Annotated in this window: 15 protein-coding genes; 7 read left to right on the top strand and 8 right to left on the bottom strand. The window is 64.2% G+C overall.

Going from position 1 to position 14,550, the window contains the following annotated elements; genetic code table 11:
- Positions 1 to 24: 24 nt before the first annotated feature.
- From ABLV49_RS13955 to badH, 6 genes are all read right to left on the bottom strand, one after another.
- Complete coding sequence (locus tag ABLV49_RS13955; RefSeq protein ID WP_349277275.1) at positions 25 to 804, bottom strand: enoyl-CoA hydratase; 780 nt, start codon at positions 802 to 804, stop codon at positions 25 to 27.
- Between the two features lie 99 nt (positions 805 to 903).
- A complete protein-coding gene (locus tag ABLV49_RS13950; protein ID WP_349277273.1) occupies positions 904 to 1,902 on the bottom strand; it encodes a Bug family tripartite tricarboxylate transporter substrate binding protein in 999 nt (332 codons plus the stop codon).
- A gap of 39 nt (positions 1,903 to 1,941) precedes the next feature.
- The gene (gene aliA, locus ABLV49_RS13945; protein ID WP_349277271.1) at positions 1,942 to 3,585 is read right to left on the bottom strand and encodes a cyclohexanecarboxylate-CoA ligase; all 1,644 of its coding nucleotides are present in this window, start codon (positions 3,583 to 3,585) and stop codon (positions 1,942 to 1,944) included.
- A 33-nt stretch (positions 3,586 to 3,618) separates the two neighbouring features.
- Complete coding sequence (gene aliB, locus ABLV49_RS13940; protein WP_349277269.1) at positions 3,619 to 4,788, bottom strand: cyclohexanecarboxyl-CoA dehydrogenase; 1,170 nt, start codon at positions 4,786 to 4,788, stop codon at positions 3,619 to 3,621.
- A gap of 17 nt (positions 4,789 to 4,805) precedes the next feature.
- Complete coding sequence (badI, locus tag ABLV49_RS13935; RefSeq protein WP_349277268.1) at positions 4,806 to 5,588, bottom strand: 2-ketocyclohexanecarboxyl-CoA hydrolase; 783 nt, start codon at positions 5,586 to 5,588, stop codon at positions 4,806 to 4,808.
- 187 nt (positions 5,589 to 5,775) lie between these two features.
- Positions 5,776 to 6,543, bottom strand: a complete 768-nt coding sequence (badH, locus tag ABLV49_RS13930; protein ID WP_349277266.1) for a 2-hydroxycyclohexanecarboxyl-CoA dehydrogenase — start codon at positions 6,541 to 6,543, stop codon at positions 5,776 to 5,778.
- A gap of 126 nt (positions 6,544 to 6,669) precedes the next feature.
- On the opposite strand from badH, the gene ABLV49_RS13925 reads away from it, so the two are divergent.
- On the top strand, positions 6,670 to 7,179 hold the full coding sequence (locus ABLV49_RS13925; RefSeq protein ID WP_349277264.1) for a MarR family winged helix-turn-helix transcriptional regulator: 510 nt from the start codon (positions 6,670 to 6,672) through the stop codon (positions 7,177 to 7,179).
- Positions 7,180 to 7,366: 187 nt separating this feature from the next.
- On the top strand, positions 7,367 to 8,137 hold the full coding sequence (gene pcaD / locus ABLV49_RS13920; RefSeq protein WP_349277262.1) for a 3-oxoadipate enol-lactonase: 771 nt from the start codon (positions 7,367 to 7,369) through the stop codon (positions 8,135 to 8,137).
- A 15-nt stretch (positions 8,138 to 8,152) separates the two neighbouring features.
- Here the strand turns inward: pcaD and cynR are convergent, their stop codons facing one another.
- Entirely contained in the window at positions 8,153 to 9,031 is an 879-nt protein-coding gene (gene cynR / locus ABLV49_RS13915; RefSeq protein ID WP_349277261.1) for a transcriptional regulator CynR, read from the bottom strand.
- Between the two features lie 124 nt (positions 9,032 to 9,155).
- Between cynR and ABLV49_RS13910 the strand changes: the two genes are divergently transcribed.
- The 5 genes from ABLV49_RS13910 (at position 9,156) to ABLV49_RS13890 (ending at position 13,187) form a co-directional block, all read left to right on the top strand.
- The gene (locus ABLV49_RS13910) at positions 9,156 to 10,340 is read left to right on the top strand and encodes a muconate cycloisomerase family protein (RefSeq protein WP_349277259.1); all 1,185 of its coding nucleotides are present in this window, start codon (positions 9,156 to 9,158) and stop codon (positions 10,338 to 10,340) included.
- Between the two features lie 11 nt (positions 10,341 to 10,351).
- Positions 10,352 to 10,630: a muconolactone Delta-isomerase gene (gene catC, locus ABLV49_RS13905; RefSeq protein ID WP_349277257.1), complete on the top strand. Its 279-nt coding sequence runs from the start codon at positions 10,352 to 10,354 to the stop codon at positions 10,628 to 10,630.
- A gap of 42 nt (positions 10,631 to 10,672) precedes the next feature.
- Positions 10,673 to 11,656: a tripartite tricarboxylate transporter substrate binding protein gene (locus ABLV49_RS13900; RefSeq protein WP_349277255.1), complete on the top strand. Its 984-nt coding sequence runs from the start codon at positions 10,673 to 10,675 to the stop codon at positions 11,654 to 11,656.
- Positions 11,657 to 11,704: 48 nt separating this feature from the next.
- On the top strand, positions 11,705 to 12,619 hold the full coding sequence (locus tag ABLV49_RS13895) for a dioxygenase (protein ID WP_349277253.1): 915 nt from the start codon (positions 11,705 to 11,707) through the stop codon (positions 12,617 to 12,619).
- 109 nt (positions 12,620 to 12,728) lie between these two features.
- On the top strand, positions 12,729 to 13,187 hold the full coding sequence (locus ABLV49_RS13890) for a bacteriohemerythrin (RefSeq protein WP_349277252.1): 459 nt from the start codon (positions 12,729 to 12,731) through the stop codon (positions 13,185 to 13,187).
- On the opposite strand, the gene ABLV49_RS13885 is transcribed toward ABLV49_RS13890, so the two are convergent.
- Positions 13,188 to 14,129 carry a LysR family transcriptional regulator gene (locus ABLV49_RS13885; RefSeq protein WP_349277251.1) on the bottom strand — a complete coding sequence of 314 codons (942 nt, stop codon included), beginning with the start codon at positions 14,127 to 14,129 and terminating at the stop codon, positions 13,188 to 13,190.
- Between the last annotated feature and the right edge of the window lie 421 nt (positions 14,130 to 14,550).

Raw genomic sequence — 14,550 nt, 5'->3', positions numbered from 1 at the left:
TTGATCTGTGTAAGAAGTGATGGATCAACGGTGTTCGAACACCGGAGTGCGTTTGGACAAAAAGGCGTGCATGCCTTCGTGGGCGTCTTCGCTGGCAAAGCGCGCATGCAGCTCGCGGCGTTCATACAGGATGCCTTCGGTCAGCGAGGACTCCCAGCTGCGGTTCACCGACTCCTTGATCGCCATCAGCGCGGGCAGGGAATAACTGGCGATCTTCGCGGCCAGGGCTAAAGTCTGTTCCAGCAGCTGCTCATCGGGCACGACGCGCGAGACCAGGCCGTAGCGGTCGGCCTCACTCGCGTCGAGCATGCGCGCCGACAGGCACATGTCCATGGCCTTGGCCTTGCCGATGGCGCGTGGCAGGCGCTGGGTGCCGCCGGCGCCGGGCAGCATCGCCAGCTTGATCTCGGGCAGCGCGAACCTGGCCGATTCGCCAGCGATGATCAGGTCGCAGGACAGCGCCAGTTCGCAGCCGCCGCCCATGGCAAAACCGGCCACGGCGGCAATCACCGGCTTGCGCACCCGGCGGATGGTTTCCCAGTTGCGGGTGATGAAGTCGCCCTGGTACACGTCCATGTAGGTCCAGTCGACCATGGCGGCGATGTCCGCGCCGGCCGCAAAGGCCTTGGGACTGCCGGTGATGACGATGGCGCCAATCGCGTCGTCGCGGTCGAACGCCAGCAGGGCGTCGCCCAGCGCATCCATCAGTGCATCGTTCAGGGCATTGAGCTGCTCGGGCCGGTTCAGCGTGATCACGCCGACCCGGCCACGGACTTCCGTCAGGATGGGGTGTAGTTCTTTCATGGGTTCCCGTCGAGTGAAAATGCTATTAAATCAATAGCTGTTTGCACATATGCAGCATGCGCAAACGGCCTGTTTGATGCCTGAAATCGTGTTGGTGGGTCAATCCACGCTGATCTTGCTGTCCTTGATGAGGGCGGACAGCATTTTGGTTTCGCTGGTCAGCAGGCTCTTGAACTCGGCGTTGCCCAGTCCAATCGGCTCGGCGCCCAGTGATTCATAACGGGTCTTGGTCGCTGGCAGGCTCAAGGCTTTGGCCACTTCGCGCACCATGCGGGCGGTGATGTCGGGCGGCGTGCCGTTGGGCGCCCACATGCCGAACCAGATGTCGAGTTCGGCCCCCTTGAAGCCGAGTTCGGCCAGCGTCGGCACGTCAGGAAAGAAGGACGAGCGATTGGCGCCAGCCACCGCCAGCATGCGGACCTTGCCCGAACGCACATGCGGAAAGGCGATGCCCGGATCCATCACATAGTCCACCTGGCCGGCCATCACGTCCTGCAGGGCCGGTGCGGCGCCCCGGTAGGGAATGTGGGTGGCAAAAATGCCGGTCACCCGCTTGAACATCTCGGCGGCCAGATGCGGCGGCGTGCCGGGGCCGGCCGAGGCGTAAGACAGCTTGCCCGGGTTGGCCTTGGCATAGGCGATGAATTCCCGGGCGTCCTTGAACGGGGACTGTGGCTTGACCACCAGGTACATCTGGCTGCGTCCGACGCCGGCCACCGGCGTCAGGTCTTTGGCCGGGCTGATGGTTTGCTTGAACAGGAAAGGATTGGCTGTCTCGACCGATGTCGGCGCAATCAGGAAGGTGTAGCCGTCGGCCGGCGCGCGGATGACTTCGGTGGCCGCCACATTGCCGCCTGCGCCGGGCTTGTTGTCCACCAGCACGGTTTGCCCGAGTGCCTCGCCGAGGGACTGGGCCATGACCCGGGCCATGACATCGGTCGTGCCACCGGGGGCAAAGCCGACCACGAGCCGGATGGGTTTGGCGGGCCAGGCCGGCGTCTGGGCCAGGACTGTGCCGGCCAGGCCGAACGTGCAGACGGCGGCGGTGGCCGCCTGGATCAGGCGGCGGCGCAGCAGGTGCTTGGGGGAAGTGAACATGGGCTTGTTTCCTGGGTTTCGTTATAGGGGAGGGATGCTTTAAACCGTGCCGTCGCGAAGCATGTCGCGCAGCTTGAACTTCTGGATTTTTCCGGTGGGCGTGGACGGCATGGCATCGCGCACGATCAGCCGCTCGGGCATGTACTGCACGGCGACTTTCTGGGATTTCAGGAATTCAACGATGGAGGGCAGGTCGATGCTCTGGCCCGGCTTGGGCACCACCACGGCGCAGGCGCGCTCGCCCAGCCGTTCGTCCGGATAGGCCACGATGGCCGCCATGGCGATGGCCGGATGCCGGTACAGCAGATACTCGATCTCGACCACCGGAATGTTCTCGCCGCCGCGAATGATCACGTCCTTGCTGCGGCCGGTGATGCGGACGTAGCCCTGCGCGTCCAGCTGGGCCAGGTCGCCGGTGTCGAACCAGCCGTCGGCATCGGTGGCGTTCAGCTGCGGGCGCTTGAGGTAGCCGCCAAAGTTGGAGCAGGCGCGCACCAGCAGCTTGCCGGGCTGACCCGCAGGAAGCGCATTACCGTCCTCATCGACCACCTTGAGTTCCACGCCCGGCAGCGGGCAGCCATCGGTGTTGAAGGCGCGTTCGTCGTCATCGTCGAGTTTGATCAGGGTGACGGCGCCGTTTTCGGTCATGCCCCAGGCCGAAACGATCTTGGTGCCCAGCACCCGGCGCGCCTGTTCCACCAGCGCGCCCGGAATCGGGGCGCCAGCGCAGAGGAAGGTGCGCAGCGTCGGCACGGCCTTGCCGGACTCGGCCACATTGCGGGCCAGATCGGTCAGGAAGGGCGTCGAGGCCATGGTGAAGGTCGCCCCTTGGTCGCGAATCAGGTCGATGCCCTTAAGCGGCTCCCAGATGTCGAGCAGCACGGCGCTGGCGCGCAGCATGATGGGCATCATCAGGCCATACATGAAGCCGGTCTGGTGCGCCATCGGCGAAGCCATCAGCACCACGTCGTCCGCGCCCAGCCGCAGGCGCTGCGCGTAGGGAATGATGTTGGCCATGGTGGTGTTGGCCGTGTGCATCACGCCCTTGGGCTCGCCGGTGGTGCCCGAGGTGTAGATGAGCTGCGTCACGTCGTCGGGGCCGGGCCGGTGGCGCGTCAGGATGTCCTGCGCATCGGCGGCGTCTTCCCGGGCCGGGCCGCTCAGCAGCGCGTCGAAGCTGTTGGCGCCGCTGCCATCGACCACGACGATATGCTTCAGCTCGGGCAGGCTGGGCTGCAGCGCGGTCACCATCTGTTCGAAGTCGAAGCCGCGAAACGCCTTGGGCACGATCAGCACCTTGGCCTCGCCGTGCTTGAGCATGAAGGACAGCTCGCGCTCCCGGAAGATGTGCATCAGCGGGTTCATCACCGCGCCGATGCGCGAGCAGGCCAGGTAGGTGATGGTGAACTGCCACCAGTTGGGCAGCTGGCAGGCCACCACGTCGTTGCGGCCCACGCCCAGGCGGGCCAGACCGACGGCCACGCGGTCCGCCATGGCTGCGAGTTCGCGGTAGGTGAAGCGCGTGGTGGCGCCGCTTTCAGCCCGCATGGCGGTCAGCGCCAGCTTGTCGGGGCAACTGGCCACGCAGGCGTCCAGCTCATCATTGATGGTGCGGTCGTGCCAGAAGCCCTGGGCCACGCTTTGTGCCCGGCGGGGCGCGATCAGGACGGGGTCGAATTCCATGGTCTTGTCTCCTTGTGTTTTTTAGTGCTGGGCTCAGGCCGGCACGAACTTGCGTCCGGCGCGCACGCGCGCAATGACGGTCTTCATGATCTGGGCCGTGCCGTCGCCGATCTGGAAGCCCAGCACGTCGCGCAGGCGCTGCTCCATCAGGCCCCGGTCGTAGCCGCCGTGGCCGAAGCACAGCAGGCACTGGTGGATCACGTCGTAGGCCAGCTTGGGTCCCCACCACTTGGCCATGCCGGCTTCCGCCGTGTGCGGCAAACCCTTGTCCTTGAGCCACAGGCCCTGCAGGCACAGCAGGCGGGCGCCTTCGACTTCGGTGTCGAACTGGGCCAGCGGATGCGTCACGCCCTGGAAAGCCGACAGCGGCTGGCCGAAGGCCTGGCGCTGGGTGATGTATTCCCAGGTTTCATCGAGGGCCACGCGGGCCACGGCCAGGACTTGCAGGCCGATCAGCGAGCGCGAGAAATCAAAGCCGTGCATCACCTGCACGAAGCCCTTGTTCTCGTCGCCCAGGCGGTGGCTGACGGGCACGCGCACGTTCTCGAAGAAGATCGAGCCGCGCCCGATGGCGCGCTGGCCATGGCAGTCGAAGCGGTTGGTGCTCAAGCCGGGCAAGTCCATCGGCACCAGCAGGGCGGTCACGCCATGGGCGCCATCCTCGGGCTTGCCGGTGCGGCCAAACACCACCGTGATGTCGGCCTGGTCGGCCGCCGAGATCGAGGTCTTCTCGCCGTTGATGACGTAGAAGTCGCTACCACCTTCACTGATGCGCTCGATGCGCAGGCGCAGGTTGGCCGCGTCGGAGCCGCCGCGCGGCTCGGTCAGGGCGATGGCGCAAATCGCCTCGCCCTGGGTGAGCTTTTGCAGCCAGGGCTTGACCACCTCGGGGTTGCCGTACTTGGACAGGATCTGGCCGTTCAGCGACGCCAGCAGGTTCAGGTAGGAAAAGCTCAGGTCGGCGCGGGCGATTTCCTCGTGGATCACGCCAGCAGCGAGGCAGCCCATGCCTTGGCCGCCGAACTCTTCGGGCAGCTCGGGACAGATGAACCCGAGTTCACCCATCTCGCGCAGCAGCGCTCGGTCCAGAACGCGCGTCTGGTCGCGCTCCAAGAAGCCGGGTGCGACACGGTTGGTGGCAAAGCGGCGCGCGTGCTCAGCCAGCGCCTGCAGGTCTTCGTCGATATAGGGGTTCGGGTTCATCACGGATCTCCAGTGGCTTACTTGGCGAACTTGCGGAAGTCGGGCTTGCGCTTTTCCTTCAGCGCATTGACGCCTTCACGCGATTCCTCGGTGTCGTAATACAGCTTGAGCGCGTACATGCCCAGTCCGGCGATGCCGCTCTGGTGGGCGGTGTCGGCGTTGAAGCTGCGCTTGGCAATGGCCAGGGCCGTCGGGCTGCGCTCGCAGATTTCCTCACCCCACTTTTGGACGGTGGCGTCGAGTTCTTCGTGCGGCACGCAGATATTGGCCAGGCCCATGGCGACGGCCTCGGCGCCCGAGTAGCGGCGGTTCAGGTACCAGATCTCGCGCGCCTTCTTCTCGCCGACCACGCGGGCCAGGAACGCCGTGCCGTAGCCGGGATCGACCGAACCCATCTTCGGGCCGACCTGGCCGAACTGGGCCTTGTCGGAGCAGATCGTCAGGTCGCAGATCGTGCACAGCACATTGCCGCCACCGATGGCAAAACCCTGCACGCGGGCAATCACCGGCTTGGGCACGTCGCGCAGGGCGGTGTGCAACTCTTCCATCGGCAGGCCGATGGTGCCCCGTCCGTCGTAGTTGCCGCTGTGGGCCGACTGGTCGCCGCCGGTGCAAAACGCCCGGTCGCCGGCGCCGGCCAGCACGATGGCGCCCACGTCCTTGTCATAGCCGGCCTTGTTCAGCGCCTTGATGATTTCGTCGCAGGTCTGGCCCCGGAACGAGTTCATTTTGTCCGGGCGGTTGATCGTGATCCATGCCACGCCGTTGCGTACTTCGTAAAGGATGTCTTCGAAAGTCATGGTGATTTCCTGTGGGTTGGGGAAGTTAAAAATTAGCGATGTAAAAGCCGCTGCGTCGGGCAGCTCACCAGGCGTGGGATGGGGCAATCCCTAGCCAGCAGGGGCCGCGGAACCGGCTTCGCCGGGCCGCAGGCGCAGCGGCCCCCTCGGGGGGCAGCGAACCACACGAAGTGGGGAGCGTGGGGGCTCATCCATGCATCGTCAGGCCGCCGGACACGCTGATGACCTGGCCGGTGATGAATGCCGCGTCGTCGCTGCCGAAGAAAACGATGGCGCTGGCCAGGTCGTCGGGCTGGCCCAGGCGGCCCAGCGGGATGGCGCTCTTGAACGCTTCGATCAGCTTGGCCGGGTCGCGGGCGCCTTCGGCCACGCCAGCGAGCAGGGCGGTGTCGGTCGGGCCGGGGCACACCACATTGACGGTGATGCCCTGGCGGGCGTGTTCACGCGCCAGGGTCTTGGACAGGGCCACCAGGCCGCCCTTGCAGGCGGCGTAAACGGCCTCGCCGGAAGAGCCGCCGCGCGCGGCGTCGGACGCCACGTTCACGATGTGGCCGTATTTGCGCTCGGCCATGCCCGGCAGCACCGCGTGGTGCATGTGCAGCGCGCCGGTCAGGTTGATGGCGATCAGCTTGTCCCACTCGGCAGGCACGGTCTTGACGAAGGGCTTGAAGACGTCCCAGCCGGCGTTGTTCACCAAGACAGCGATGGGGCCAAGAGCCGCTTCGGCGGCCGCGACGGCGGCATCGACTTCGGCGCGGTCGGTGATGTTGCACTTGAAGGCCTGGGCGATGCCGCCAGCGGCCTTGATCTCGTCCGCCACGCGCTGGGCCGCTTCGACGTTCATGTCGAACACGGCGACCTTGGCGCCTTCAGCGGCAAAACGACGGCAGGTCGCGCCGCCAATGCCGCCGCCGCCGCCAGTCACGATGACCGTCTTGTTTTCCAGTTTCTTCATGCTTCTCTCCATCTGTCGTTGAGGTTGGTATGCTTGCTGCATTGGCCTGGGTATTTAGGACAATACATTGTCATATCTTAGGTCGAAGAATTTTTTAGTGCAAGCGTATTTTTGTATGGAATTTATATGGTTTACCCTAATGAAAATGCTGTTTCTGTTCGGACTGAACTGGCCAACAGGTTGTTCTTTCGTTTGTATCAATGTACCAATATGTTGCATAAAACCGGGACGCGCGCAGTAGAGGCCGAAGGCCTGACCACGCAGCAGTGGGCGGTGCTGGGCGCCTTGTCGCGGCCGGAAGCCGAGGGCGGCATGAGCGTCGGGGATCTGGCCCGCTACCTGATGGTGAGCCGCCAGAACCTGGCGGGGCTGATCAGCCGGATGGAACGCGACGGGCATATTGGCTCTGCCCCCGATGGGCGCGACCGCCGTTCGCGCCTGGTGACGATGACGGCGTCAGGCCGGGAGGTCTGGGCCGTGAAGGCGCTGCCCAAGATTCATGACTATTACGAGCAGGCGCTCGACGGTTTTTCCACCAGCGACCTCACCCATACGCTGCACTACCTGCTCAAGCTGCTGGAGAACATGAAGCGTCTTGATGACGACAAAGAACCCACCCAGACGAATGAACCCTGATCAGGGTGACCTGCCTTCCCAAGCCAGAAATGCCTTGGACGCCTTGTACGTCTGGCGGGTACATTCAAAATGGTTGTATCGGGCGAGGCACCCACGACAGGGGCTTATCCTGCAAGAGTCCACGCTGGTTCAATTGGCGGACAAACAGGCACAATACCGACCTTTTTAAACCAGCAGGAACACACGTATGCCGCAACTTCATTTTGTGAAACAAGGCCAAGGCCCTCTGGTGGTATTGAGCCACGCCCTGGGTTGCGACCTGACCATGTGGGACGGCGTGGCCGCCGCGCTGCAGGATCGTTACACGGTGCTGCGCTATGACCACCGTGGCCATGGCCGCTCCGCCGCCGCCGCTGGTGCTTACACCATTGACGACCTGGCCGACGACGCAGCCGAACTGATTCGGGCGCAAGCCACCGATCCGGTGCATTTCGTCGGCCTGTCCCTGGGCGGCATGACCGCCCAGGCATTGGGTGCGCGCCACCCGCAATGGGTACGCAGCCTGGTCATCGCCAATTCGGCCAGCCATTACGACGATGCTGCCCGGGCCATGTGGCAAGCGCGCATCGACACCGTGCTGGCCCAGGGCGTGTCGCCGATTGCCGAAGGCGCCATGCAGCGCTGGTTCACGCCGGAGTTTCGCGCTGATGCGAACGGCGGCAGCGCCCGCGTGGCCGCCCTGCGCGCGGTGCTGGAAGCCACCGCGCCCGGGCCCTACGCCGCTGCCTGCGCTGCCGTGGCGCATATCGACCTGGATGCCGGCAACGCCCGCATCACCTGTCCGACGCTGGTGATCGCCGGTAGCCGTGACGAAGCCACGCCGCCAGCCATGTCGCAGGCGATTGCCAAGGGCATTGCGGGCGCGCAGCTGCAAAGCCTGGACGCTGCGCACCTGAGCGCGGTGGAGCAGCCCGAGGCCTTTGCCCGGCTGCTGCTTGATTTCTGGCAGGCGCTGTAAAACCCGTCCGCAGCCTCAGCGCAGCGGCGTCGTGAGCAGCAGGGCCGCAAATGCCCGCGCTGCCGCGCTGCGCGACGCACCGCGCCGCCACAAAATGCCAGCGTGGCGCACCATCTGCGGCTCGGTCAGCGCGATGGCGTGCAGATCCGGCGCCTGCCGCGCGGCGCGTTCGGGCACGATGCTCGCCAGATCGCCGAACCGGCACACGCCCAGCAAGGCTTCCACCGAATCCATTTCCACCCTGACCGTCGGCGCCACGTCGGCCTGACGCAGGCTGGCGTCAATGAGCCGGCGCGTGGCAAAGCTGCGCGGCAACAGCGCCAGCGGCATGCCCGCCAGCGCTTTCATGGCCAGGCTGCGTCGCCCTGCCAACGGATGCAAAGGTCCGACCACCAGCAGCATGCGCTCGTCAAACAGCGGCTCGGTCTCGATCTCCTCGTGTTCGGTCGGGTGAAAGGCAATGCCCAGGTCTAGTTCGCCGCGCAGCAGCAAAGCCTCGATCGAGCCGGCGCGCAAGTCGCGTACCTCCACCATCACCCCGGGATGCGCCTGGCTGAAGGCGGCCACCGTGGCCGGCACCACCGTGTTCAGGAACGTGGGAAAGGCGCCCACCGTCAGCTTGCCGGACTGCAGCCCGCTCAGGTCGGCCAGCGCCATGCGGCCGGCCTCGATTTCCTTCAAGGCCCGGGTGGCATAGACGCGAAATTCGGCCCCGGCTTGCGACAGCTTCAGGCCCCGCCCCAGCCGGTCGAACAGGGTCACGTTCAGCTCCTGCTCCAGCTGACGCAGGCCGTGCGACAGCGTGGACTGGGTCACGAACAGGTTTTGTGCCGATTGCGTCAGGTGCTCGGTCTGGGCAATGTCGAGAAAGTAGCGGAGCTGGCGGATTTCCATCCGCTCATCGTACTTCAATCGTTCGAATGTATCGAACGATTTGTTCCAAATAAATCATTGGAAGCGGGTCTTGTTTGCCCTTAATCTTCAGCTGTTTTTCACTTCCGAAGCAAGGGTCACATCCATGACGAGTCGTTTTCCGATTGAGCGCATCGAGGCGCGGATTTTGGACATTCCCACCATCCGTCCGCACAAGCTGTCGTTTGGCTCGATCAGCCGCCAAAGCCCTGTCATTGTCCAGCTCTGGCTGGCCAATGGCGCTTGCGGTTTTGGCGAGGCCGCCACCATTGGCGGGCCGTCGTGGAACGAAGAATCGCCCGAAGGCATCCAGCACGCCATCAACGCCTACCTTGCGCCCGCGCTGCTGGGTCAGGACGGCGCCTGCTTTGAAACCGCGCTGACCCGCATGGACCTGGCCTGCAAGGGCAACGCCTTTGCCAAGAGCGCCGTGGAAATGGCGCTGATCGACGCCGTGGCGCGCTCATTGAGTCTGCCGGCCTGGCAACTGCTGGGCGGCAAGCGCCACCAGAGCCTGCCCCTGGCCTGGACGCTGGCCAGCGGCGACGTGGCCCGTGACCTCGAAGAAGCCCAGCTGCGCCTGGAGCAAAAGCGCCACCGCATCTTCAAGATGAAGATCGGCGCCCGCAGCCCGGAACAAGATGTCGCCCATGTGTCGCAAATCGCGCGCGGCCTCGACGGCCGGGCCACGCTGACGGTCGATGTCAACCAGGCCTGGGACGGCAACACCGCGCGCCGCTATCTGCCGCAACTGATTGATGCCGGCGTCACCCTGATCGAGCAACCCGTGGCCAAGTGGAACGTGGAAGCGCTCAAAACCCTGACGGCCACGCTGGGCGACCGTGCCAGCATCATGGCCGATGAGACCGTCTGCACGCCGCAGGACGCCATGCTGCTGGCGCGCGCCCAGGCCTGCCATGTGTTCTCGCTCAAGGTGGCCAAGCACGGCGGCCTGCTGCGCACGCGCCAGGTGGCGGCCGTGGCCGACGCGGCCGACATCGGCTGGTACGGCGGCACCATGCTGGAAACTTCCATCGGCAGCGCGGCCTCCGCGCACCTGTTCTCCACGCTGGGCACGCAGCACCACGGCTGCGAGCTGTTTGGCCCGCAGCTGCTGGTGGACGACCTCGTCACCGAACGCATGGCGATTCGCGACTTTGAGTTGCAACTGCCTGACGGCCCCGGCTTTGGCGTCGAGGTGGACATGGCCCTGCTCAATCGTTTTGACCGCGCCCGTACCGGACTGACATCAGTCCATATCGACCTCGGCCAACGTGCCGCCACTGTTTAAGGAGCTACCGCATGCTGTTTTTGGTTCGTATGGATGTGAACATCCCGCGTGATCTGCCCGCCGACGAGGCCAACGAGATCAAGGCCCGCGAAAAGGCCTATTCGCAAGACCTGCAGCGCGACGGCCGCTGGAAGAGCATCTGGCGTGTGGTGGGCGAATATGCCAACTACAGCATTTTTGATGTGTCGTCGAATGACGAGATGCACCAGCTGCTGCAAGGCCTGCCACTGTTCCCGTTCATGAAGATCGACGTGACGCCGCTGGCAGCCCACCCCTCGGCCATTGCCTGAGCTTGATACCGCATTGCAAAAGAAAATCACGGAGACAACACTTTGAAAACTCAACTGCTCACCCTGCTGGCCGCAGGCATCACCCTGGCCGCCGCGCCTGCTGCCTACGCGCAGGCTGCCGGCGGCGACTGGCCCGGCAAGCCGATTCGCTGGATCGTTCCCTTTCCCCCGGGCGGCGCCATGGACGCGATTGCCCGCACGCTCGGCGAGAAAGCCGGCAAAACGCTGGGCCAGCCCTTCGTCATCGAGAACAAGCCCGGCGCGGGCGGCAACATCGGTGCCGATTTTGTCGCCAAGGCGCCCGCCGACGGCTACACCATGATGATCACCTCCATCGGCATGGCGACCAACAAGCCGCTGTACGGCAAGCTCAGCTACGACCCGGTCAAGGACTTTGCCCCGGTCAGCCTGCTGGCCGTGGTGCCTAACGTGCTGGTGACCAATTCGACCCAGCCCAATGTTAAAACCGTGGCCGACCTGATTGCCGCAGCCAAAAAGGAGCCCGGCAAGCTGAGCTATGCCTCGGCCGGCAACGGCACCTCGATCCATCTGGCGGGGGAAGTGTTCACTTCGCTGGCAAAAATTGACATGCTGCACGTCCCCTACAAGGGCAGCGGACCGGCCGTGGCGGACTTGCTGGGCGGCCAGGTCAACTACATGTTTGACAGCATCTCTTCGGCCCGGCCCCATATCGAGTCCGGAAAGCTGCGCGCGCTGGGCGTGACCACCGCCAAGCGCTCCAGCGCCCTGCCCAATGTGCCCACGCTGGCCGAAGCCGGGCTGCCTGGCTACGAAGTGTCGCCCTGGTTTGCCGTGTTCATGCCGGCCGCAACGCCCAAACCGGTGATCGCCAGGCTCAACGCCGCCTTGCTTGATGCCATGAAGCAGCCCGATGTGCGCGCCCGCTTTGCATCCATTGGCGCCGAACCCGTCGGCTCGACGCCCGACGAGCTGGCCGCGCACCTGGCGCGCGAATCAGCCCGCTGGAGCAAGCTGATCGCCGAGCGCGGCATCAAGCTGGACTGAGCAACTTTTCCCTTTCCCACCATAAAACCACCCCCAGGAGATACCACCATGAATGAACTCAACCAAACCCAATTACTGGAACTGGTCAACACCAAGCAGATTGCTGAAGGCAATCCGCGCGCCCGCGCCTTGACCCAGCGCATCGTCACCGATCTGTTCAAGACGATTGACGAAATGGACGTCACGCCCGATGAATTCTGGAAGGCCGTGGACTGGCTCACCCGCTTGGGCCAGACTGGCCAATTCGGCCTGATCACCGCTGGCCTGGGCTTTGACCGCCTGCTTGACATCCGTCTGGACGAAGCCGATGAAAAAGCCGGTCGCGCCGCTGGCACGCCGCGCGCCATCGAAGGCCCGCTGTTCGTCGCTGGTGCGCCCACCACCCAGCTGGAAACCCGCCTGGACGAGGGCGAGCCCAAGGGTGAAATCTTCGTGATGCAAGGCCAGGTGCTGGACACCGACGGCCAGCCTGTCGCCAACGCGATGGTGGATGTGTGGCATGCCAACGAAGTGGGCGGCTACTCGCACTTCTTCCCCGGCATGAAGCCCTACGAACTGCGCCGCCGCATCGAAACCGATGCGCAAGGCCACTACCGTTTCCGCTCCTTCCTGCCACCGGGCTACGGGATTCCGCCCAACAGCCCCACCGCCGAGCTATTCGAAGCGCTGGGCCGGCACGGCAAGCGGCCCGCCCACATCCACTTCCTGGTGGCGGCGCCTGGCCTGCGTACGCTCACGACGCAAGTCAACATTCCGGGCGACACTTACATCGACGACGACTTTGCCTTTGCCACCCGCGATGGGCTGATCATTGAACTGGAAAAGGATGTCGCTCCGGCTGGCTACGAGTCCCTGGGCATCACGGCGCCGTTCACCCGTTCGCGCTTCAACTTCGTGATGCAAAAGGCCCTGAACGAAGACGAAACCTCGCCTGCCGCCCGCATGGCGCGCGTTACCGCCTGATCGCCTGTGCAGCCATCAGGCGCGAGGCGGCCTGAATGAATAAAAAGCCGCCTTCGAAAGAGAGCGGCTTTTTTCGTCGAAACTCAGCGCAAACTTCGAGGCATTGACCATGACCCCCACTGAACCCCTTGACGCTTCCGAATCCCTGCAATGGAGCGACCAATTCCTGCTGGGCTACACGCCGATTGACGAGGTGCACCAGGAATTCGTTGACCTGATTGGCCAGATGCAGCGCGCTGAAGATGCCGCGCTGCCGGCCTTGCTGGCGCAGTTTTCCGTTCATCTGCAACATCATTTCGAGATGGAAAACGAATGGATGGTGACCACCGAATTTCCGCCCCGGGAGTGCCACATGGACGAGCATGCGGCGGTGATGCAGTCGGTCGAGGAAGTTCAAACCCTCTTGGTGCAAGGCAACGTGGCGATCTGCCGCGATCTGGTGGAGCATCTGGCCCAGTGGTTCCCCCAGCACGCGGACCAGCTCGATTCGGCCCTGGCGCACTGGATGTTCAGCAAGACCATGGGCGGCAAGCCGGTGGTGCTCAGGCGCGGCTTGTCCCTGCGCTAGTCAAGCCTCGGCGCCGGCAGGCGGCGGCGCGCTATCGGCCAGCAGTTTTTCAGCCGCCTGCGCGCGGTACACCTCGTCAATCAGCGAGCGCAGCAGCACGATGTCCTCCGACTGGTCGTTCAGCCGCGTACACATGATGATGGGCGAGACCGCGCTGGGCTCCAGCAGCGGGCGATAGACCACTTCGTCGCGCCGCAGCCTTTGCGCGCTGGCAGGCACCACGCACAAGCCCATGCCGGAGGCGACCAGGCCCAGCGCGGTCTGCATTTCCTGCACCTCATGGACCGTCATCGGCTCGACGCCCTTGTCGCGGAACAGCGACAGCACCTGGTCGGCGTAGCTAGGGCGGGGTGAACGGGGGTAAATCAACAGGGTGTAGGGCACGGCCGCCAGCAGGCTCAAGGGCGTGGTGGCGCCGGCCAGCGGATGCTCGGCCGGTATGGCGAGCACCAGCGGTTCTTCGCGCAGCACCTCGCGCTTGACGCGCGGGTCGTCCAGCCGCAGGCGGCCAAAGCCCACGTCGATCCGTCCGGCGTTGAGCGCCTCGTTTTGTTCGACCGAGAGTTTTTCCACCAGCACCAGTTCGGTTTGCGGCTTGACGGCGCGAAACAGCCGGGCAATGCGCGGCAGCGCGCCATACATGGTCGAGGGCACAAAGCCGATCACCAGCCGCCGCTCAACCTGGGCAATGCGCCGCGTCATGGTGACGGTTTCGTTGACCTGCTCTAACAGGCGCACGGCACGGGCATAAAAAAAGCGTCCGGCTTCGGTCAGGCGCAGCGGCCGGGCATCGCGTTCCAGCAGCTTCATGCCGATCTCGTCTTCGAGCTGCTGGATCTGCCGGCTCAGCGGCGGCTGCGAGATGTGCAGCCGCTCCGCTGCCCGGGTGAAGCTGCGCTCTTCTGCCACGGCCACGAAATACTTGAAGTGTCGAAAATCCATAGCATGCCTTTTAGGTATGGAGTGAGTCCAAAACGGTCTTTGATGTCCGCGCCACTTTATTCCAAAATCGCCCCAAGAATAAAAAAAACAGACCTTGCTGAGGTGCAGCCTATCGGTTGTCTTCAGGGTACTGCTGGCCCGCCACCCCTGGGTTGAAGCAGCTGCCAAAGGTTCTTTCCCCCAAGGAAAGAGAGACAAATAAAAAGGAAATAGATCCATGCGGCGGTGAGTCGCTGCATCCAGTGCGTCTGTGTGGGCAATGCGAGGGTTGGTCGGAAACCGGGGCTTGATCGCCTTGTGACAAGGTTTCCGGGCCGCATCGCCTTGCATGCCAAAAACGCATAATTTTTTCCTGTGGCGATGCCGCGTCAATGCATCGTTGCAGGGGTTCCATGCAAACGAGAAAAGAACGGAGACTATT

Source organism: Polaromonas hydrogenivorans, from assembly GCF_040105105.1.
Taxonomy (GTDB): Bacteria; Pseudomonadota; Gammaproteobacteria; order Burkholderiales; family Burkholderiaceae_C; genus Polaromonas; species Polaromonas hydrogenivorans.
This window is presented reverse-complemented; position numbering and strand designations above follow the sequence as displayed.